We start from the raw sequence: 15,513 nt of genomic DNA, 5'->3' as shown, positions 1-15,513 counted from the left end.
AGTGTGAAAGATCGGACCAGTTGACGTCAATCAGACTTTCCGCTTTGCCTGTGCCAGGCAAAATTTCATTTTTGTGCCAACATTAAGGACATACGGCGAGTGAAACGCTGTAAGCAGGATTCGCTGCCGACAATCATTTTGATCAAATGGAGACGACATCAATGAAACTGTGGCATGTGTTCAGTGGGGTAGTTATGGCGGTTGCTGTTGCGGGCTGTGCCGACAAGAGTAAACCTGTGCCAACACCAACGTTGGGTTCTGCGGTAGCCGGACAGACGGCGGCGATTGCGCAGCCTAACGTCAGCGGTTCAGTCTTTATTCGCCAGCGCATCGCGCTGCCGCCGGATGCGGTATTAACCGTGACGCTGTCAGATGCGTCTGTTACCGACGCCCCGTCAAAAGTGCTGTCACAACGCGTGGTGCGGACGGAAGGCAAACAGGCGCCGTTCCAGTTTGTGCTGCCGTTTAACCCGGCTGACATCCAGCCAAATGCACGCATTCTGCTAAGCGCCGCCATCGCTATCGATGGCAAGCTGGCCTTTGTCACTGACAGCGTAAAACCGGTCATCAATCAGGGCGGCACCAAAGCTGAACTGCTGCTGGTACCGGTGCCTTCAATGGCGATGCCAACCCAGCCAGGCGCAGCGACCACCGTGCCTTCGACATCACCGACTCAGGTCACGCCTTCTGCGGCGGTGCCTGCACCCACCCGTCTGTAATGTGCAAACGGGGCGGCAGAGCCGCCCCGTTTTTCAGCCATCGAATCGCCAGCGATACGTTTCAAGATCCAGCTCACCGGCATCACTCACCACAATCCCTTCTGCTTCCAGTGCATCCCGCTGTCGTATCAGCTGGTCGCCCTGAAGCGAAATCATGCCGTGACGATTGACGACACGATGCCAAGGGAGGGCGGTTCCCTCGGGTAACCGGCTCAGCACACCGCCGACCTGACGTGCCGCGCGCGGCGAACCGGCCAGTCGTGCCACATCGCCATAGGTCGTGACACACCCGGATGGAATCGCGGCAACAATTTGCCAGATGCGTTGCTGGAAAGTGTCAGGCTGATTCATGTGCTTATTTCGTCAGGAAAAAAGAGGGTTAACTTTATCATGCAGAGGCGATGGTGAAAGCATCAACGCGGCGGTTGTTCAAGAAAACAACGGTTGTCCCGACGACGCTTGCAATTGCCAGCCCCTTCCCAGATAATGCCCCCGCTCTCGTAAAGAGGGCTTGTCAATGGGGGCCCTGTTGGTTCTCCCGCAATGCTAGCTTGTGAACTCGGTCAGATCCGGAAGGAAGCAGCCGTAGCAGGTGATGCGTGTGCCGGGATGTAGCTGGCAGGGCCCCCACCACTTTCCCCCCCTGAACTTCTTCCCCAGTATGACAGACAGGCAAAACCCGCCTGGGCCGATCCTTTGCCGGCAGGCAGGAATATCCGGTACTTAATGTGGGGACAATGCCGTCAGATGCAGGTGAGCAGATTAGCGGACAAACTTCCAGACCGAACCCGGTACTTTATCGTAAAGCTTATTCATCGTCAGCTCGGCCAGACGATGGTCAGCTGCCGAATAGAATACCGCTAATTCATCTTCCGGTAATTCATACTTATTCTTTTCGATCACCCGCTCCAGGGTATCCAGGGAGCGACAGCGACGCAGTCGCATCAAATAATCAGTTTTTGTCAGTGTTTTGTTCATAAATAAAGCGTTCTCACGTCTGTACTATAATGAATGGCTCGGTTGCTGGAGAAAAGCGCACTCTTCAGTGAACAGATTAAATAAGCGTTTTGCTGAACGTTGCCACCGCAGAAGATCAGGATTATTGATACCGTAGTTACTGAATAACATAAAAGTATCATCAAGATATTCATCGATTTGCGAAATCAGCGCTTCATCTTCAACGTGTTTAATTTTGTAATTCATGGTGAACGACGCGATATGTTCAATCAGATCGTTCAGGTGCAGATTGCTTTCAGAAGTGGGATCATTTACCCAGCCATGGTGGCTGTCAGTCAATGTTGCCATGCTGTCGTCAAACAGGCTCTCACACAGGTATTTCAGCTGGGCAATATCATGCCGTTTTGGTGAGTATTCGTCCATCTTTTTCCCCTCCATAGCTTGCACAGTTGCCGCAGGGCGGCGAGTTCGGATAAAGCGGCCAGGAAGCGATCTTTCAGGTGGTTATTAAACGGGATACGTTAAAGATAGTGTAAAACCATTAGTTCTGCTCATCTCAATTACTAAATATTACAATTCATCACCCGGAGAGGGTTGCTGGTTGTCTATCACATCAAACTCAAGCGCACCGGGCTTAATGTAAAAGTTTACCCGCTCCGTTTGGGTCACCGTTTCATTCAGATCCTGACAGGGACTAAATAAATTCCACTGAAAATCGTAAAGTAATTTAAAACTATTCAGATCCAGGTATTCAACGGAAACTATTTTTAAACTGTCTGGTACTAACTGCGCATTCTGAGCGTACCAGCGTAAATCCCCTGTCAGCAAATCTGATATTTTGAGAATATTCCGCTGAACAACTTCAGCTATTTTTGCGCAGTCTGTTTCACCCATCGCAATATCACATTCAATCCGTGACAGCATATCTTGTCTACTCCTAACCGTTAATAAACCTATCATTGGTTTTACGCAACAGGTTTGCAAGCCAGTAAAGCACAAAACTGTCATTTTCTGAGTTTTGCCAGCAAAGCGGTGCGGCGGGTGTGGCTTAAACGCCCCCGGGGCCGCCGGACTCCCGATACCTTTTGAAACACATTCCGCTCTTGAACCGCAGGCTGCATCCGGTATTCTTATTGTTATGTTATAACATATTGGTGAACTGATGCGTCAGAGTGGATTACTTATGTCGCTGGGCGGACGGCTGGGCGTCGCCCTGCTGATCATCGCGCTGCTGGCTGTCGCGATATATTGGGGGATCAGCGCATGATCCGATTTTACGCACTGCGTGCAGGCTACCAGGGAGAGGGGGTCACCCCGGCGATCACGGGTCAGCTCGCAGCAGGCTCCATGACTGCGCTGGTCGGCGCAAACGGCAGCGGGAAATCGACCCTGCTGAAAACCATTGCGGGCTTACTGCCGCCGGTAAGCGGACGCTGCGAACTGCAGGTGGCGCGCCGGGATATCGGCTGGCTGCCACAGCGCACCGAACTTGAGACCCGCTTTCCGCTGACGGTCTTCGAACTGGTTTCCATGGGGTGCTGGCCACGCTGCGGCTGGTTTGGCGGCATTAACCGGTCACTGCGGCGGGAAATCGGGCAGGCGCTGGAGGCGGTTCAGATGAGCGATTATGCGGACGCGCAACCGGCCACCCTCTCGGGCGGGCAGCTTCAGCGCGTCCTGTTTGCCCGGCTGATGCTACAGCGCAGCGCGCTCTGGCTGCTGGATGAACCCTTTAACGGCATAGACAGCCAGACGGTTACCCTGCTGATGTCGATTCTGGAGCAGCAGCAGCAGGCAGGCACCACTCTGCTGGTGGTGCTGCATGACCGCCCGCTGGTGGCGCGTTACTTCAGTAACGTCCTGTCGATGGATGAACATCATCTCAGCGATACCTTCCGGTCCGATGTCCTGGCACGGAGTCGAGCCTCGTGACCCTGATTCAGCCTTTTATCGAATTTGGCTTTATGCGGCGAGCGCTGGTGGCCTGCCTGGCGCTCGCCGTCAGTGCCACGCCACTCGGTGTGTTCCTCTCACTGCGTCGTATGAGCCTGATTGGTGACGCCTTATCCCATGCGGTGCTGCCGGGTGCGGCCATTGGCTATCTGATCTCCGGCCTCTCACTGGTGGCCATGGGTATCGGCGGCCTGATTGCCGGGCTGGCGGTCGCGCTGCTCTCTGGCGCAGTCAGTCGCTACACGCCATTGAAAGAGGATGCCAGTTTTGCCGGATTCTACCTTGGATCACTGGCGCTGGGCGTCACGCTGGTTTCACTGCGCGGCTCAAGCGTGGATCTGCTGCACGTTCTGTTTGGCTCGCTGCTGGCGGTCGACAACGCGGCGCTGTTGCTGGTCGGGGGCATCGCGGCCTTTACGCTGATCATGCTGGCGGTGATCTATCGCCCGCTGGTCATCGATGCCTTTGACGGTGACTTTCTGCGGGCGCAGGGGAAATGGAGCGCGCCGCTGGTGCATGGCCTGTTTTTAATGCTGGTGGTGCTGAACCTGGTCGCGGGCTTTCAGGTGCTGGGCACGCTGATGTCGGTGGGTTTAATGATGTTACCCGCTGCCAGCGCCCGTTTCTGGAGCCGTCATCTTGCGGCGATGCTGGCCATCGCCATCTTCATGGCAACCCTCTCTGCGCTGGCGGGCCTGATGCTCTCCTGGCACTTCTCGCTGCCGGCCGGCCCCGCCGTGGTGCTGAGCGCCGCCATGCTCTTCTTTCTCTCGATTCTGACAGGACCGTGCGGCGGAATTTTACGCCGCCATTAATCTTAAGGGGTATCTATGAAAAAATTACCGGTTAGTCTGGCGCTCGCTGCGCTGTTCGCCACGCCGCTGGCGATGGCAAAAACCGTAGACGTTGTCGCCAGCTTTACCGTGCTGGCAGACATCGTCAGCCAGGTGGGAGGCGATCATGTGAAGGTGAAAAGTCTGGTAGGGCCGGATGGCGATCCCCATACGTTTGAACCGACGCCGCAGGACAGCCAGGCGCTGGCAAAAGCGGATCTGGTCTTTGTCAGCGGGCTGGGACTGGAAGGGTGGATGGACCGCCTGGTCAGCGCTTCCGGTTATCACGGTCAGCCGGTAGTCGCCTCTGCGGGTGTCACCACACGCAGCATGGAAGAGGAGGGCAAAACCATCACCGATCCGCACGCCTGGAACAGCATGCAGAACGGCGTGATCTACGCGACCAACGTGATGAATGCGCTGGTCAAAGCCGACCCCGAGGATGCTGCGGCGATCCGTCAGCGAGGACAGAATTACATTCAGCAGTTACAGGCGCTGGATAGCTGGGCAAAGACGGCGTTTGATAAAATTCCTGTGGAGAAGCGGAAGGTGCTGACCAGCCATGATGCCTTTGGCTACTTTGGCCAGCGCTATGGCGTGACGTTCCTGGCGCCCGTCGGGTTCTCTACCGAAGCGGAAGCGAGTGCCAGTAACGTCGGTGATCTGATCACTCAGCTGAAACAGCAGCACATCACCCGCTATTTCATTGAGAACCAGACCGATCCGCGTCTGGTTAAACAGATCGCCAGCGCTACGGGAGCGGAGCCAGGCGGTGAGCTCTATCCGGAGGCGTTGTCCCCGGCTTCTGGTCCGGCACCGACCTATCAGGCTGCCTTTAAGCACAACGTGAACGCCATGCTGAAGAGCATGCAGTAAGCATAAAAAAGGCCGGGCAAGCCCGGCCAGTCATCACGACACACACTAGCGTTTCTTCTTTCTTCCCTGTACGGCTTTAAAGCGCGGATTCGTTTTGCAGATGACGTAAATACGCCCCTTGCGACGGACCACCCTGCAATCCCGATGGCGATTTTTTGCGGAACGCAGCGAGCTTAATACCTGCATGACCCTCTCCTCTATTTACGACCCAGGAAGCGTCCGAAGCGCTGGTTAAAGCGCGCGGTGCTGCCCTCTTTAGCGAAATCTTTCTGTTTACCGGTGTAGAAAACGTGTGAAGCCGACGACACATCCAGCGTGACGTAGGGCAGCGTTTCACCTTCAAACTCTACGGTGCGGTCGGTTTTAATGGTCGAGCCGATCTTGTAGTAAACGTCAGCTGAGGTGTCATGGAAGACCACCGGGCGATAGTGAGGATGGATATTTGCTTTCATAATGCACACCTATGTAATGTTATAATATAACAACATTATGCGCCGCCGCGGAACGGAATGCAACGTCTGCTGATGGCAGAAAGGCGAGGGGGAGAGGAGGGCGAAACTGAAGGGTAAAAAAAAGGCCGCTTGCGCGGCCTCAGAGGTGTTACTGCTTAGTGAGTCTGGTTGTGCTCAACCGGCTCAGCGCTGCGCGGTTCCTCTTTGTGCTTACTGAAGCGGCGGCGAACCACCACGAAGAACACCGGAACAAAGAAGATAGCCAGCGCGGTCGCGGTAACCATGCCGCCGATAACGCCGGTACCTACAGCGTTCTGCGAACCGGAACCGGCACCGGTACTGATCGCCAGCGGCAGTACCCCGAGAATAAACGCCAGTGACGTCATCAGGATCGGACGCAGACGCATACGACAGGCTTCCAGCGACGATTCCACCAGGCCTTTGCCCTCTTTATCCATCAAATCTTTAGCAAATTCGACGATAAGGATGGCGTTCTTCGCCGAGAGGCCAATGGTTGTCAGTAACCCCACCACAAAGTAGACGTCGTTACTCAGGCCACGCAGGGTGGTGAAGATCAGCGCACCGATAACCCCCAGCGGAACCACCAGCATAACCGCGAACGGAATCGACCAGCTCTCATACAGGGCGGCGAGACACAGGAAGACCACAATCAGCGAGATGGCATAGAGCGCAGGCGCCTGGTTACCCGACAGACGTTCCTGATAAGACATGCCCGTCCAGTCATAGCCGATACCCGCAGGCAGTTTCTCCGCCAGCTGCTCCATCAGATCCATGGCGGCACCGGAGCTCTTGCCTGGCGCAGCCTGACCCAGGATTTCCATCGCAGGCAGACCGTTGTAACGCTCAAGACGCGGTGAACCATACTGCCACTTCGCCGTCGAGAAGGCGGAGAAAGGCACCATCGTTCCGTTGCTGTTGCGCACGTACCATTTGCCGATATCATCCGGCAGCATACGGGAGTCCGCTTTACCCATGACGTAAACTTTCTTCACGCGACCACGGTCGATGAAGTCATTGACGTAGGAGCCACCCCAGGAGGCCGCCAGCGTGGTGTTGATATCGCTTAACGATACGCCCAGCGCCTGTGCTTTCTCCTGATCGATGATCAGCTTGTACTGCGGCGTATCTTCCAGACCGTTAGGACGCACACCCACCAGAGTGTCAGGATGCTGGGCAATCATGCCGAACAGCTGATTACGCGCTTCGGTCAGTTTCTCGTGGCCCAGGTTGGCCTGGTCAATCAGCTCAAAGTCGAAGCCGGTGGCGTTACCCAGTTCGATAATGGCTGGCAGGTTGAAGGGGATGACCATCGCATCTTTGATGGCACCCAGCGCCTTCATCGCACGCCCGGCAATCGCCGGTACCTTCATATCGCTGCCGGTTCGCTCATCCCACGGCTTGAGGCTGACGAAAGCAATACCGGTGTTCTGTCCGCGACCGGCAAAGCCGAAGCCGTTAACGGTAAACACCGATTTAACCGTGTCTTTCTCCTGCGTCAGGAAGTAGTCGGTGACCTGATCCAGCACTTTCTGGGTGCGTTCCTGCGTAGCGCCCGCAGGCAGCTGCGCCTGAGCCAGCAGTAACCCCTGGTCCTCTTCCGGCAGGAATGAAGAGGGAAGACGCATGAACAGATACGCCATGCCGACCACGATGACCAGGTAGATCACCATGTAACGGCCGGTGCTGCGAATGATGTGGCCAACGCTGTCGACGTAGTGATTGGTACTTTTGTCGAACATCCGGTTAAACCAGCCGAAGAAGCCGGTCGTTTTACCGTGACCGTCTTTTTTCACCGGCTTCAGTATGGTGGCGCAGAGTGCCGGGGTCAGAATCAGGGCAACCAGCACCGACAGCGCCATGGCTGACACAATGGTGATCGAGAACTGGCGGTAAATCACACCGGTCGAACCACCAAAGAACGCCATCGGGATAAATACCGCGGCCAGCACCAGCGCGATACCGACCAGCGCACCCTGAATCTGCTCCATAGAACGCCTGGTCGCCTCTTTTGGCGGCAAGCCCTCTTCCTGCATCACGCGCTCAACGTTCTCCACCACCACGATGGCGTCATCCACCAGCAGGCCGATAGCCAGCACCATCCCGAACAGTGTCAGGGTGTTTATCGAGTAGCCAAAAATGCTGATGATGGCGAAGGTGCCGAGCAATACCACCGGCACGGCGATAGTCGGAATCAGCGTCGCGCGGAAGTTCTGCAGGAACAGGTACATGACCAGGAACACCAGCACGATGGCTTCAGCCAGCGTTTTCACCACTTCGAAAATAGAGATCTTAACGAATGGGGTGGTGTCATACGGATAAACCACTTTCATTCCGGCCGGGAAGGTGGACTGCATCTTCGCCAGTTCCGCTTTCACCGCATTCGCGGTATCCAGGGCGTTGGCGCCGGTTGCCAGTTTGATACCGATACCGGACGCGGGCCGGCCGTTATAACGGGCAATGATCTCGTAGTTTTCTGCACCGAGTTCGATTTTTGCCACGTCACGCAGGCGAACCTGTGAACCATCCTCATTCACTTTCAGCAGGATTTTGCCGAACTCATCGGTCGAGGTCAGGCGGGTCTGCGCAATGATAGAGGCGTTAAGCTGCTGTCCCGGCACCGGCGGTGTCCCGCCTAACTGACCGGCGGCAACCTGGGCGTTCTGCGTGTTCAGCGCGCTGATCACGTCAACCGGCGTCAGGTTGTAGTTATTGAGCTTGTGCGGGTCCATCCAGATACGCATCGCATACTGCGCACCAAACACCTGGGTATCACCGACACCTTTGGTACGGCTCAGCGGATCTTTAATGGTCGAGGAAATATAATCAGAAATATCATTCTGAGTCATATTGTCATCGTCGCTGATGAAGCCGGCGACCATCAGGAAGCTGCTGGAGGATTTTTTAACCTGAATCCCCTGTTGCTGAACTTCCTGCGGCAGCAGTGGCATCGCCAGCTGCAGTTTGTTCTGCACCTGAACCTGCGCGATGTCTGCATCCGTGCCTGACTCAAAGGAGATGGTCAGGGTCAGGGTACCGGATGAGTCACTGCTCGAGGACATATACATCAGTCCATCGATACCGTTCATATTCTGCTCAATGACCTGGGTCACCGTGTCCTGCAGCGTTTTCGCATCCGCACCAGGGTAAGAGGCCTGAATCTCAATCGCCGGCGGCGCAACATTGGGATATTGCTCGATCGGGAGTTTGAGAATCGACAGCGCACCGGCCAGCATGATGATGATGGCGAGCACCCACGCAAAGATGGGGCGATCGATAAAGAACTTAGCCATGAATCAACGGCTCCTGTTATGACGATGACTTGTCAGACTGCGGCTTAGAATCGGGTGCCGCTTTCGCATCGTCTGAGACTTCTTGTGGGGTAACCTGTGCGCCCGGCTTGGCTCGCTGCAGACCTGTGCTGATCACACGTTCACCCGCTTTAACGCCGTCGGTGACTAACCATTTGTCGCCAATCGCCTGTGAGGTTGTGACCTGACGCGATTCAACTTTGTTGTCTGCGCCGACCACCATGACCGTCGCCTGGCCAGTTGGCGTGCGGGTGACCGCCTGCTGTGGAACCAGCAACGCATTCGGATTGGTCCCTTCCTCCAGACGCGCGCGCACAAACATGCCCGGTAACAGGGTATGGTCCGGGTTCGGGACAATGGCACGCAGGGTGATGGAGCCGGTGGTCTCATCGACGGTGACGTCAGAGAACTCCAGGGTTCCCTTCTGCGCAAAAGTGTTGCCGTTCTGCATCAGCAGGGTCACGCTGGCTTTGCCATCGGTCTGCTTCAGCTGACCTGACTCCAGCTCTGAACGTAAGCGCATGAAATCCTCGCTCGACTGGGTCACATCGACATACATCGGGTCAAGCTGTTGCACGGTCGCCAGCGCGGTGGTCTGGGCGCTTTGAACCAGCGCACCCTCGGTGACTGACGATTTGCCGATGCGGCCACTGATAGGGGAGGTGACTTTGGTGTAGGCCAGATTAATGCGGGCCGTTTCCACGTTGGCTTTTGCCACCTGGACCGCTGCGTCATTCTGCGCAGCCGTGGCAACCGCCGTGTCGTAATCCTGCTGACTGATATATTTCGTGCCGAGCAGCGGTTTGTAACGCTTAACGGTCAGCTGAGCGATACGGGCGTTGGCCTGTGCCTGGGTTAAATCGCCTTTCGCGCTGTCATAAGCAGCCTGATAGGTGGCCGGGTCGATCTGATAGAGAGACTGACCGGCTTTGATATCACTGCCTTCAATAAAGTTACGCTTGAGAATGATACCGGAAACCTGCGGACGCACTTCAGCCACGCGATAGGCTGAGGTACGGCCTGGAAGTTCAGTCGAAATTTTCAGGGGTTCAGTTTTCAGGGTCACGACACCCACTTCTGGCGGTTGCTGGGCGGCTTGTTCGGATTTATTGTTGTCACATCCTGTTAACAAAAAGCTGCCTGATAGCATCAGGACGGCCGCCAGAGGCGATAATCCTCTGATTTTATTCATAAATAAACCTCTAGTGTCCGATATCAATTGGTCAATGGATCACAAACTGAAAAACCCATTGCTGTGTCAAGTCGCAGGTCGTGCTATGGTACATACATTCACAAATGTATGTAAACTTACCCGTTTGTAAAAAAAGCCCCCTATGGCACGAAAAACCAAAGCGCAAGCACTTGAAACGCGGCATCAAATTCTTGATGCCGCCCTTGTTCTGTTTTCGCAGCAGGGCGTCTCAGCCACGTCTCTGGCCGATATTGCAACCGCTGCCAGTGTGACGCGCGGGGCAATCTACTGGCACTTCAAAAATAAAGCCGATCTCTTACATGAAATATGGCTTCGTTGTGATGCCGGTCTGGATGATGTGGAACTTGAGTATCAGACAAAATACCCTGGTGATCCACTCTCTGTGTTGCGTGCAATGCTGGTCTATATCTTTGAAGCGACAGCAAAGGATCCTCAGCGCCGCGCCTTAATGGAGATCATTTTCCACAAATGCGAATTTGTTGGCGAAATGTCGGCGATGAAGAGTATGCAGCAGAGCCTGTTGCTGGAGTGCTACGACAAAATCGAAGATGTCCTGCGTCAGTGTATTGAAGCGGAACAGCTTCCGGGCACGCTCAGCACGCGGCAGGCCGCCATTATTCTGCGTGGGTATGTCAACGGCATGATGGAAAGCTGGCTGTTCGCGCCAGAGAGCTTTGATTTAGCCGCCGACGCACCGACGCTGGTAAATGCCTTTATCGATATGCTGTGCCTCAGCCCGACGCTGACCGCCCGCCATTAATCGGGCTGACGGTCGCGTTTGTTCTCGAAGTCGCGCTGCACCATGGCCAGCGCTGAGAGCACCGTCTCCACCGGCAGTTGATGCTCTTCCAGCAGCTGAATCAGATCGACGGCCAGTTTGACGTCGTCAGGAGCATTTTCCAGTGACATCGCTTCTCCTATATACGTAATCGGGCCACGACCATCAACATCAGCAGCGCACCTGCAATGGCCATCCCCAGCGCGCCGAAGTGCACCGTGGCCAGTGAACCCAGTTCAAAGTACGTCGCAATATAGCCGCCAATCAGGGCGCCGATCATCGACAGTGTCAGGGTGGCCACCAGCCCGCCAGGGCGTCCCGGCAGCAGCAGACGTTTCAGCAACCCCAGTAGCAGCCCGCATAACAGCCAGGTGAATAAGCCCATTATTCTTCTCCGCGCAGAATCACACCCAGTATAGAAGCGCTTTTGTCGCGCTGCGTTTTATTCGCTGCCGCGCAGTGAGGCCGCCCACTCCACCGAGCGAATCGCCTGACGGCAGCGAGCCAGCCGACCCTCTAACGTTTCCAGCTCCTGCTTCAGCTGCTGCTGAATCATCAGGGTTTCCGCCAGGGCCAGACGCTGCTCACACTGATCGATCATCGCCAGCAGACGCCGCTCAAATTCACGGTACTCCTGATATTTTGTCGGGGCGGGTCCCTGCACCGGCTGTTCACGTCGCAGACGCAACTGCTGGGTACCCACCTCACGTTGCAGAGCCGCAATCTGATCGACCAGGCGTTCCGCCAGCCAGCGGCTGCGAGACAGATCCTGGCTGCTGTCGCACAGACGGGCGAAATTCAGCTCCACTTCCTGCAGATAATCCGCCAGCCGGGTGCCTTTGGTGTGGAACAGCTGGCTGTCAAAACGTGGCAGGCGGCAGACGCCGTCCGGGTGACGTGCCAGGGTCTCACGCAGGGTGAGAATAAGCTGCTGCAATCGCTGCTGCAATCGCTGCTGAATAGCGATCGCCCTCATCGCGGCACGCTCAACTGTGCTAACGTAAGCAGATGAAGAAAGAGCTGGGCGGCATTTATGCAACGCATTCTGTTATTAACCCTCGGCTGGCTGGCCATTGTGCTGGGAACGCTGGGCATTGTATTACCTTTATTACCTACCACGCCATTCATGCTGCTGGCAGCCTGGTGTTTCGCCCGCTCATCGCCGCGCTTTCATCACTGGCTGCTGTGGAAATCGCCTTTTGGCCGCTATCTGCGCCACTGGCAGCAGCATCGCGCCATGCCGCCGGGTGCCAAAGTGCGTGCCATCTGTCTGATCGTGGCGACCTTTAGCCTCTCCCTGTTTCTGGTTCACCAGGTCTGGGTTCGCGTCATGCTGCTAATCATGCTGGCCGCACTGCTGCTGTTTATGTGGCGGATTCCGGTGGTGGCAGAAACAGCGGACGCACCGCCGCCACCCGGATAAAGTTGCAATTAGCCGGTCATTTGCTTAGATTTGGGCGTCTTCGTGCGTGGCTTCCCTTTGTGAATTAACTTCCGCTGAGCCTTTTACCAGGTATTAGCGCTTTTGAAGCTGCGCGAAACAGAATTTTTTACCAGGCGTATCATCATGACCGACACTGCGCAGCAGCTTGAATTCATTAAAAACAGCATCAAAAGCATCCCCGATTATCCTAAGCCAGGCATCCTGTTCCGCGATGTCACCAGCCTGCTGGAAGATCCCAAAGCCTATGCCGCGTCGATTGCGCTGCTGGTTGAGCGTTACCGTAATAAAGGCATCACCAAAGTGGTCGGCACGGAAGCGCGCGGTTTCCTGTTTGGCGCACCGGTGGCGCTGGGCCTCGGCGTCGGTTTTGTGCCGGTGCGTAAGCCGGGCAAACTGCCTCGTGAAACCTACAGCGAAGCCTATGAGCTGGAGTACGGCACCGATCAGCTGGAACTGCACAAAGATGCCATTCAGCCTGGCGACGTGGTGCTGGTGGTCGATGACCTGCTGGCGACCGGCGGCACGATCGAAGCGACAGTGAAACTGATTCGTCGTGCAGGCGGTGAAGTGAAAGACGCGGCGTTCATCATTAATCTGTTCGACCTGACCGGTGAATCGCGTCTGACTGCCCTGGGCGTTGAGAGCTACAGCCTGGTTAAATTCCCCGGCCACTAAGCCACTCTTCCGGCCTTGCTCCCGCGCGAGGCCGTCACGCCCCTGGCGTCAAGATAACGAGTGCCAGGCAAAAGCGTAGCTGATAGACTACTGCAATCTTATACAGGGGTTGCAGAGCGTCTGCGCTCATCTTTCCATCCAACTTCGTCGAATCCACATGAGCTATCAGGTACTTGCGCGAAAATGGCGTCCCCAGGCTTTTGCTGATGTTGTCGGTCAGGAACATGTTCTGACCGCGCTGGCGAATGGATTGTCTCTGGGACGCATCCATCATGCTTATCTCTTCTCCGGCACCCGCGGCGTCGGGAAAACCACCATTGCGCGTCTGCTGGCCAAAGGCCTTAACTGCGAAACCGGTATCACCGCGACCCCCTGTGGTCAGTGTGACAACTGCCGGGAAATCGAGCAGGGCCGCTTTGTCGATCTGATCGAGATTGACGCCGCATCACGCACCAAAGTTGAAGACACCCGCGATCTGCTCGACAACGTGCAGTACGCCCCGGCGCGTGGCCGCTTCAAAGTCTATCTGATCGATGAAGTGCACATGCTGTCACGTCACAGCTTCAATGCGCTGTTAAAGACGCTGGAAGAGCCGCCTTCACACGTTAAGTTTTTACTGGCCACGACCGATCCGCAGAAACTGCCGGTGACCATCCTTTCGCGCTGTCTGCAGTTTCACCTCAAGGCGCTGGATGTCGATCAAATCCGTCAGCAGCTTGAGCATGTCCTGAAGCAGGAACAGATTGAGAGTGAAACCCGTGCGCTGCAACTCCTGGCACGGGCTGCCGATGGCAGTATGCGCGATGCGCTGAGCCTCACTGACCAGGCCATTGCCATGGGGCAGGGGGCGGTGACCAGCAGCACGGTCAGCGTCATGCTTGGCACGCTGGATGATGAGCAGCCGCTGGGGCTGCTGGAGGCGCTGGTCGAGGGTGACGGTCAGCAGGTGATGAACCTGCTGAGTCAGGCGGCGTCTCGCGGCGTCGAGTGGGAGGCGCTGCTGGTAGAAATGCTGCGCCTGCTGCATCAGATTGCGATGGTGCAACTGCTGCCCGCCTCACTCAACGATGATGACGAGAGCAGCGCGCTTCGTTTGCGGGAACTGGCCCGGGTGGTGCCGCCCGCCGATCTGCAGCTCTACTATCAGACCCTGCTGATGGGGCGCAAGGATCTGCCGATTGCGCCCGACCGCCGCATGGGGGTGGAGATGACGCTGCTGCGTGCACTGGCGTTTCATCCGAAAGCCGCCGTGGCGGAACCCATTGCGCGTCCCGCATTAACCGAGCAGATGTCGCCAGTGGCCCCGGCACAAAGATCGGCTGCGGGATCGACATCAGCGGCACCAGCCGCCCGACAACCGGCCACGCCGTCACCGGCCGCTGCGACACCGCCGCAGACGGCACAGCCGCAGCCACAGCCGCAGCCAGCCGCAACGCCGCAGCCGGTTGCCGCGCAGCCACAGATGGCGGCACCCGACGCGGAGCCACCGCGTTCGCCACCGCCCGATGCCGCACCGGACAGCGCGCTGTCGAGTTCCACCAGCCAGCTCCTGCAGGCGCGCACTCAGTTGCTGCGTCAGGGAGCGAACAAACCAAAAAAGAGTGAGCCGGCGGCGCCAGGTGCGCGGCCGGCCAACTCCGCGCTGGAGCGGCTGGCTTCCGTTACCGAGCGCAGTCAGCAGCGGATCCGCGATCGCGAGCCTGCCGCGCCGTTAAAAGAGGAAGCGTACCGCTGGAAGGCGGTAAATCAGACGGAGGAAGTGGCGGAGCCGGTGGCGACGCCAAAGGCCTTGCGTTCTGCGCTGGAGCATGAGAAAACCCCTGAGCTGGCGGCGCGTCTGGCGGAAGAGGCGCAGCAGCGCGATCCCTGGGCCGCAGAAATCGCTCTCCTGCCGCTGCCGAAGCTGGTTCAGCAGCTGGCCTTAAACGCGTGGAAAGAGGTGACCGAAAGCGGCGTCTGCCTGCATCTGCGCAGCAGCCAGCGGCATCTTAATTCAGCGTCGGCGCAGCAGGTGTTAAGCGAGGCGCTGAGTCAGCACGCCGGGCAGAGAGTTGAACTCTCGGTAGTTGAAGACGATAATTCATCGGTGTTGACGCCACTGGAGTGGCGTCAGGCCATTTACGAAGAGAAACTGGCGCAGGCGCGTCAGTCGATCACCTGTGATACCCACATCCAGACGCTACAGCGATTTTTCGATGCCGATCTGGATGAGGAGAGTATCCGACCTGTTTGAACACGCTGCTGCTATCGTCACGATAGCGTTGTAGCCTTAGCTGAGAGAGAA

19 protein-coding genes, 1 other RNA gene and 1 other annotated feature are annotated in these 15,513 nt (G+C 56.6%); of the genes, 9 read left to right on the top strand and 11 right to left on the bottom strand.

The window, feature by feature from the left end:
- Positions 1-161 precede the first annotated feature (161 nt).
- Positions 162-719: a YbaY family lipoprotein gene (locus S7A_RS14340; RefSeq protein ID WP_009091676.1), complete on the top strand. Its 558-nt coding sequence runs from the start codon at positions 162-164 to the stop codon at positions 717-719.
- Between the two features lie 33 nt (positions 720-752).
- On the opposite strand, the gene S7A_RS14335 is transcribed toward S7A_RS14340, so the two are convergent.
- Positions 753-1,070: an MGMT family protein gene (locus tag S7A_RS14335; RefSeq protein ID WP_009091674.1), complete on the bottom strand. Its 318-nt coding sequence runs from the start codon at positions 1,068-1,070 to the stop codon at positions 753-755.
- A 176-nt stretch (positions 1,071-1,246) separates the two neighbouring features.
- On the opposite strand from S7A_RS14335, the gene ffs reads away from it, so the two are divergent.
- Positions 1,247-1,343, top strand: an RNA gene (gene ffs, locus S7A_RS20935) — signal recognition particle sRNA small type.
- A 138-nt stretch (positions 1,344-1,481) separates the two neighbouring features.
- On the opposite strand, the gene S7A_RS14330 is transcribed toward ffs, so the two are convergent.
- The 3 genes from S7A_RS14330 to S7A_RS14320 all read right to left on the bottom strand — a co-directional run bounded on the left by S7A_RS14330 (position 1,482) and on the right by S7A_RS14320 (position 2,600).
- Positions 1,482-1,697, bottom strand: a complete 216-nt coding sequence (locus S7A_RS14330) for an HHA domain-containing protein (protein ID WP_003850458.1) — start codon at positions 1,695-1,697, stop codon at positions 1,482-1,484.
- A 24-nt stretch (positions 1,698-1,721) separates the two neighbouring features.
- Complete coding sequence (tomB, locus tag S7A_RS14325) at positions 1,722-2,099, bottom strand: Hha toxicity modulator TomB (RefSeq protein WP_009091672.1); 378 nt, start codon at positions 2,097-2,099, stop codon at positions 1,722-1,724.
- A 147-nt stretch (positions 2,100-2,246) separates the two neighbouring features.
- Positions 2,247-2,600 carry a hypothetical protein gene (locus S7A_RS14320; RefSeq protein ID WP_009091670.1) on the bottom strand — a complete coding sequence of 118 codons (354 nt, stop codon included), beginning with the start codon at positions 2,598-2,600 and terminating at the stop codon, positions 2,247-2,249.
- Between the two features lie 339 nt (positions 2,601-2,939).
- Here S7A_RS14320 and S7A_RS14315 point away from each other — a divergent pair, with 339 nt between their 5' ends.
- From S7A_RS14315 to S7A_RS14305, 3 genes are read left to right on the top strand one after another with little or no spacing between them, the layout of a single operon-like run.
- A complete protein-coding gene (locus tag S7A_RS14315; RefSeq protein ID WP_009091668.1) occupies positions 2,940-3,608 on the top strand; it encodes a metal ABC transporter ATP-binding protein in 669 nt (222 codons plus the stop codon).
- Positions 3,605-4,444 carry a metal ABC transporter permease gene (locus S7A_RS14310; protein WP_009091667.1) on the top strand — a complete coding sequence of 280 codons (840 nt, stop codon included), beginning with the start codon at positions 3,605-3,607 and terminating at the stop codon, positions 4,442-4,444. Before S7A_RS14315 ends, S7A_RS14310 begins: the two co-directional genes overlap by 4 nt.
- A gap of 15 nt (positions 4,445-4,459) precedes the next feature.
- Entirely contained in the window at positions 4,460-5,338 is an 879-nt protein-coding gene (locus S7A_RS14305; RefSeq protein WP_009091665.1) for a metal ABC transporter substrate-binding protein, read from the top strand.
- Between the two features lie 45 nt (positions 5,339-5,383).
- Here S7A_RS14305 and ykgO read toward each other — a convergent pair whose 3' ends face one another.
- From ykgO to S7A_RS14290, 4 genes are all read right to left on the bottom strand, one after another.
- Complete coding sequence (gene ykgO / locus S7A_RS20930; RefSeq protein WP_009091664.1) at positions 5,384-5,524, bottom strand: type B 50S ribosomal protein L36; 141 nt, start codon at positions 5,522-5,524, stop codon at positions 5,384-5,386.
- Between the two features lie 11 nt (positions 5,525-5,535).
- The gene (locus S7A_RS14300) at positions 5,536-5,790 is read right to left on the bottom strand and encodes a type B 50S ribosomal protein L31 (protein ID WP_009091662.1); all 255 of its coding nucleotides are present in this window, start codon (positions 5,788-5,790) and stop codon (positions 5,536-5,538) included.
- A 155-nt stretch (positions 5,791-5,945) separates the two neighbouring features.
- Positions 5,946-9,101 (bottom strand): multidrug efflux RND transporter permease subunit AcrB, encoded by a 3,156-nt coding sequence (locus S7A_RS14295; RefSeq protein ID WP_009091661.1) that lies wholly within the window; start codon positions 9,099-9,101, stop codon positions 5,946-5,948.
- 16 nt (positions 9,102-9,117) lie between these two features.
- A complete protein-coding gene (locus S7A_RS14290; RefSeq protein ID WP_009091659.1) occupies positions 9,118-10,311 on the bottom strand; it encodes an efflux RND transporter periplasmic adaptor subunit in 1,194 nt (397 codons plus the stop codon).
- Between the two features lie 142 nt (positions 10,312-10,453).
- Here S7A_RS14290 and acrR point away from each other — a divergent pair, with 142 nt between their 5' ends.
- Positions 10,454-11,092 carry a multidrug efflux transporter transcriptional repressor AcrR gene (gene acrR / locus S7A_RS14285; RefSeq protein ID WP_009091658.1) on the top strand — a complete coding sequence of 213 codons (639 nt, stop codon included), beginning with the start codon at positions 10,454-10,456 and terminating at the stop codon, positions 11,090-11,092.
- Here the strand turns inward: acrR and rsmS are convergent.
- The 3 genes from rsmS to priC are packed head-to-tail and all read right to left on the bottom strand — an operon-like array spanning position 11,089 to position 12,086.
- On the bottom strand, positions 11,089-11,241 hold the full coding sequence (rsmS, locus tag S7A_RS20925; protein WP_009091656.1) for a pleiotropic regulatory protein RsmS: 153 nt from the start codon (positions 11,239-11,241) through the stop codon (positions 11,089-11,091). The genes acrR and rsmS overlap by 4 nt on opposite strands.
- An 8-nt stretch (positions 11,242-11,249) precedes the next feature.
- Complete coding sequence (locus tag S7A_RS14280) at positions 11,250-11,495, bottom strand: membrane protein (protein WP_009091654.1); 246 nt, start codon at positions 11,493-11,495, stop codon at positions 11,250-11,252.
- A 57-nt stretch (positions 11,496-11,552) separates the two neighbouring features.
- Positions 11,553-12,086 carry a primosomal replication protein PriC gene (gene priC, locus S7A_RS14275; RefSeq protein WP_033736392.1) on the bottom strand — a complete coding sequence of 178 codons (534 nt, stop codon included), beginning with the start codon at positions 12,084-12,086 and terminating at the stop codon, positions 11,553-11,555.
- Positions 12,087-12,143: 57 nt separating this feature from the next.
- Between priC and S7A_RS14270 the strand changes: the two genes are divergently transcribed.
- From S7A_RS14270 to dnaX, 3 genes are all read left to right on the top strand, one after another.
- Positions 12,144-12,533, top strand: a complete 390-nt coding sequence (locus S7A_RS14270; RefSeq protein WP_009091649.1) for a DUF454 family protein — start codon at positions 12,144-12,146, stop codon at positions 12,531-12,533.
- Between the two features lie 144 nt (positions 12,534-12,677).
- Positions 12,678-13,229: an adenine phosphoribosyltransferase gene (gene apt, locus S7A_RS14265; protein ID WP_009091646.1), complete on the top strand. Its 552-nt coding sequence runs from the start codon at positions 12,678-12,680 to the stop codon at positions 13,227-13,229.
- A gap of 157 nt (positions 13,230-13,386) precedes the next feature.
- Complete coding sequence (dnaX, locus tag S7A_RS14260) at positions 13,387-15,462, top strand: DNA polymerase III subunit gamma/tau (protein WP_009091643.1); 2,076 nt, start codon at positions 13,387-13,389, stop codon at positions 15,460-15,462.
- Positions 14,804-14,865: a sequence feature (DnaX frameshifting element), on the top strand. (Overlaps the previous gene by 62 nt.)
- Positions 15,463-15,513: the final 51 nt, after the last annotated feature.

The sequence above is a fragment of the Pantoea sp. Sc1 genome, from assembly GCF_000255315.1.
In the GTDB taxonomy this organism is placed as follows: Bacteria; Pseudomonadota; Gammaproteobacteria; order Enterobacterales; family Enterobacteriaceae; genus Pantoea; species Pantoea anthophila.
The sequence above is the reverse complement of the archived record's forward strand: the minus strand, read 5'-3'. Positions and strand labels throughout refer to the sequence as shown.

Excerpts from the sequence above, each read along its gene's own strand:
- S7A_RS14340 (WP_009091676.1), top strand. The coding sequence starts at position 162 with ATGAAACTGTGGCATGTGTTCAGTGGGGTAGTTATGGCGGTTGCTGTT.
- S7A_RS14335 (WP_009091674.1), bottom strand. The coding sequence starts at position 1,070 with ATGAATCAGCCTGACACTTTCCAGCAACGCATCTGGCAAATTGTTGCC.
- S7A_RS14330 (WP_003850458.1), bottom strand. The coding sequence starts at position 1,697 with ATGAACAAAACACTGACAAAAACTGATTATTTGATGCGACTGCGTCGC.
- tomB (WP_009091672.1), bottom strand. The coding sequence starts at position 2,099 with ATGGACGAATACTCACCAAAACGGCATGATATTGCCCAGCTGAAATAC.
- S7A_RS14320 (WP_009091670.1), bottom strand. The coding sequence starts at position 2,600 with ATGCTGTCACGGATTGAATGTGATATTGCGATGGGTGAAACAGACTGC.
- S7A_RS14315 (WP_009091668.1), top strand. The coding sequence starts at position 2,940 with ATGATCCGATTTTACGCACTGCGTGCAGGCTACCAGGGAGAGGGGGTC.
- S7A_RS14305 (WP_009091665.1), top strand. The coding sequence starts at position 4,460 with ATGAAAAAATTACCGGTTAGTCTGGCGCTCGCTGCGCTGTTCGCCACG.
- ykgO (WP_009091664.1), bottom strand. The coding sequence starts at position 5,524 with ATGCAGGTATTAAGCTCGCTGCGTTCCGCAAAAAATCGCCATCGGGAT.
- S7A_RS14300 (WP_009091662.1), bottom strand. The coding sequence starts at position 5,790 with ATGAAAGCAAATATCCATCCTCACTATCGCCCGGTGGTCTTCCATGAC.
- S7A_RS14295 (WP_009091661.1), bottom strand. The coding sequence starts at position 9,101 with ATGGCTAAGTTCTTTATCGATCGCCCCATCTTTGCGTGGGTGCTCGCC.
- S7A_RS14290 (WP_009091659.1), bottom strand. The coding sequence starts at position 10,311 with ATGAATAAAATCAGAGGATTATCGCCTCTGGCGGCCGTCCTGATGCTA.
- acrR (WP_009091658.1), top strand. The coding sequence starts at position 10,454 with ATGGCACGAAAAACCAAAGCGCAAGCACTTGAAACGCGGCATCAAATT.
- rsmS (WP_009091656.1), bottom strand. The coding sequence starts at position 11,241 with ATGTCACTGGAAAATGCTCCTGACGACGTCAAACTGGCCGTCGATCTG.
- S7A_RS14280 (WP_009091654.1), bottom strand. The coding sequence starts at position 11,495 with ATGGGCTTATTCACCTGGCTGTTATGCGGGCTGCTACTGGGGTTGCTG.
- priC (WP_033736392.1), bottom strand. The coding sequence starts at position 12,086 with ATGAGGGCGATCGCTATTCAGCAGCGATTGCAGCAGCGATTGCAGCAG.
- S7A_RS14270 (WP_009091649.1), top strand. The coding sequence starts at position 12,144 with ATGCAACGCATTCTGTTATTAACCCTCGGCTGGCTGGCCATTGTGCTG.
- apt (WP_009091646.1), top strand. The coding sequence starts at position 12,678 with ATGACCGACACTGCGCAGCAGCTTGAATTCATTAAAAACAGCATCAAA.
- dnaX (WP_009091643.1), top strand. The coding sequence starts at position 13,387 with ATGAGCTATCAGGTACTTGCGCGAAAATGGCGTCCCCAGGCTTTTGCT.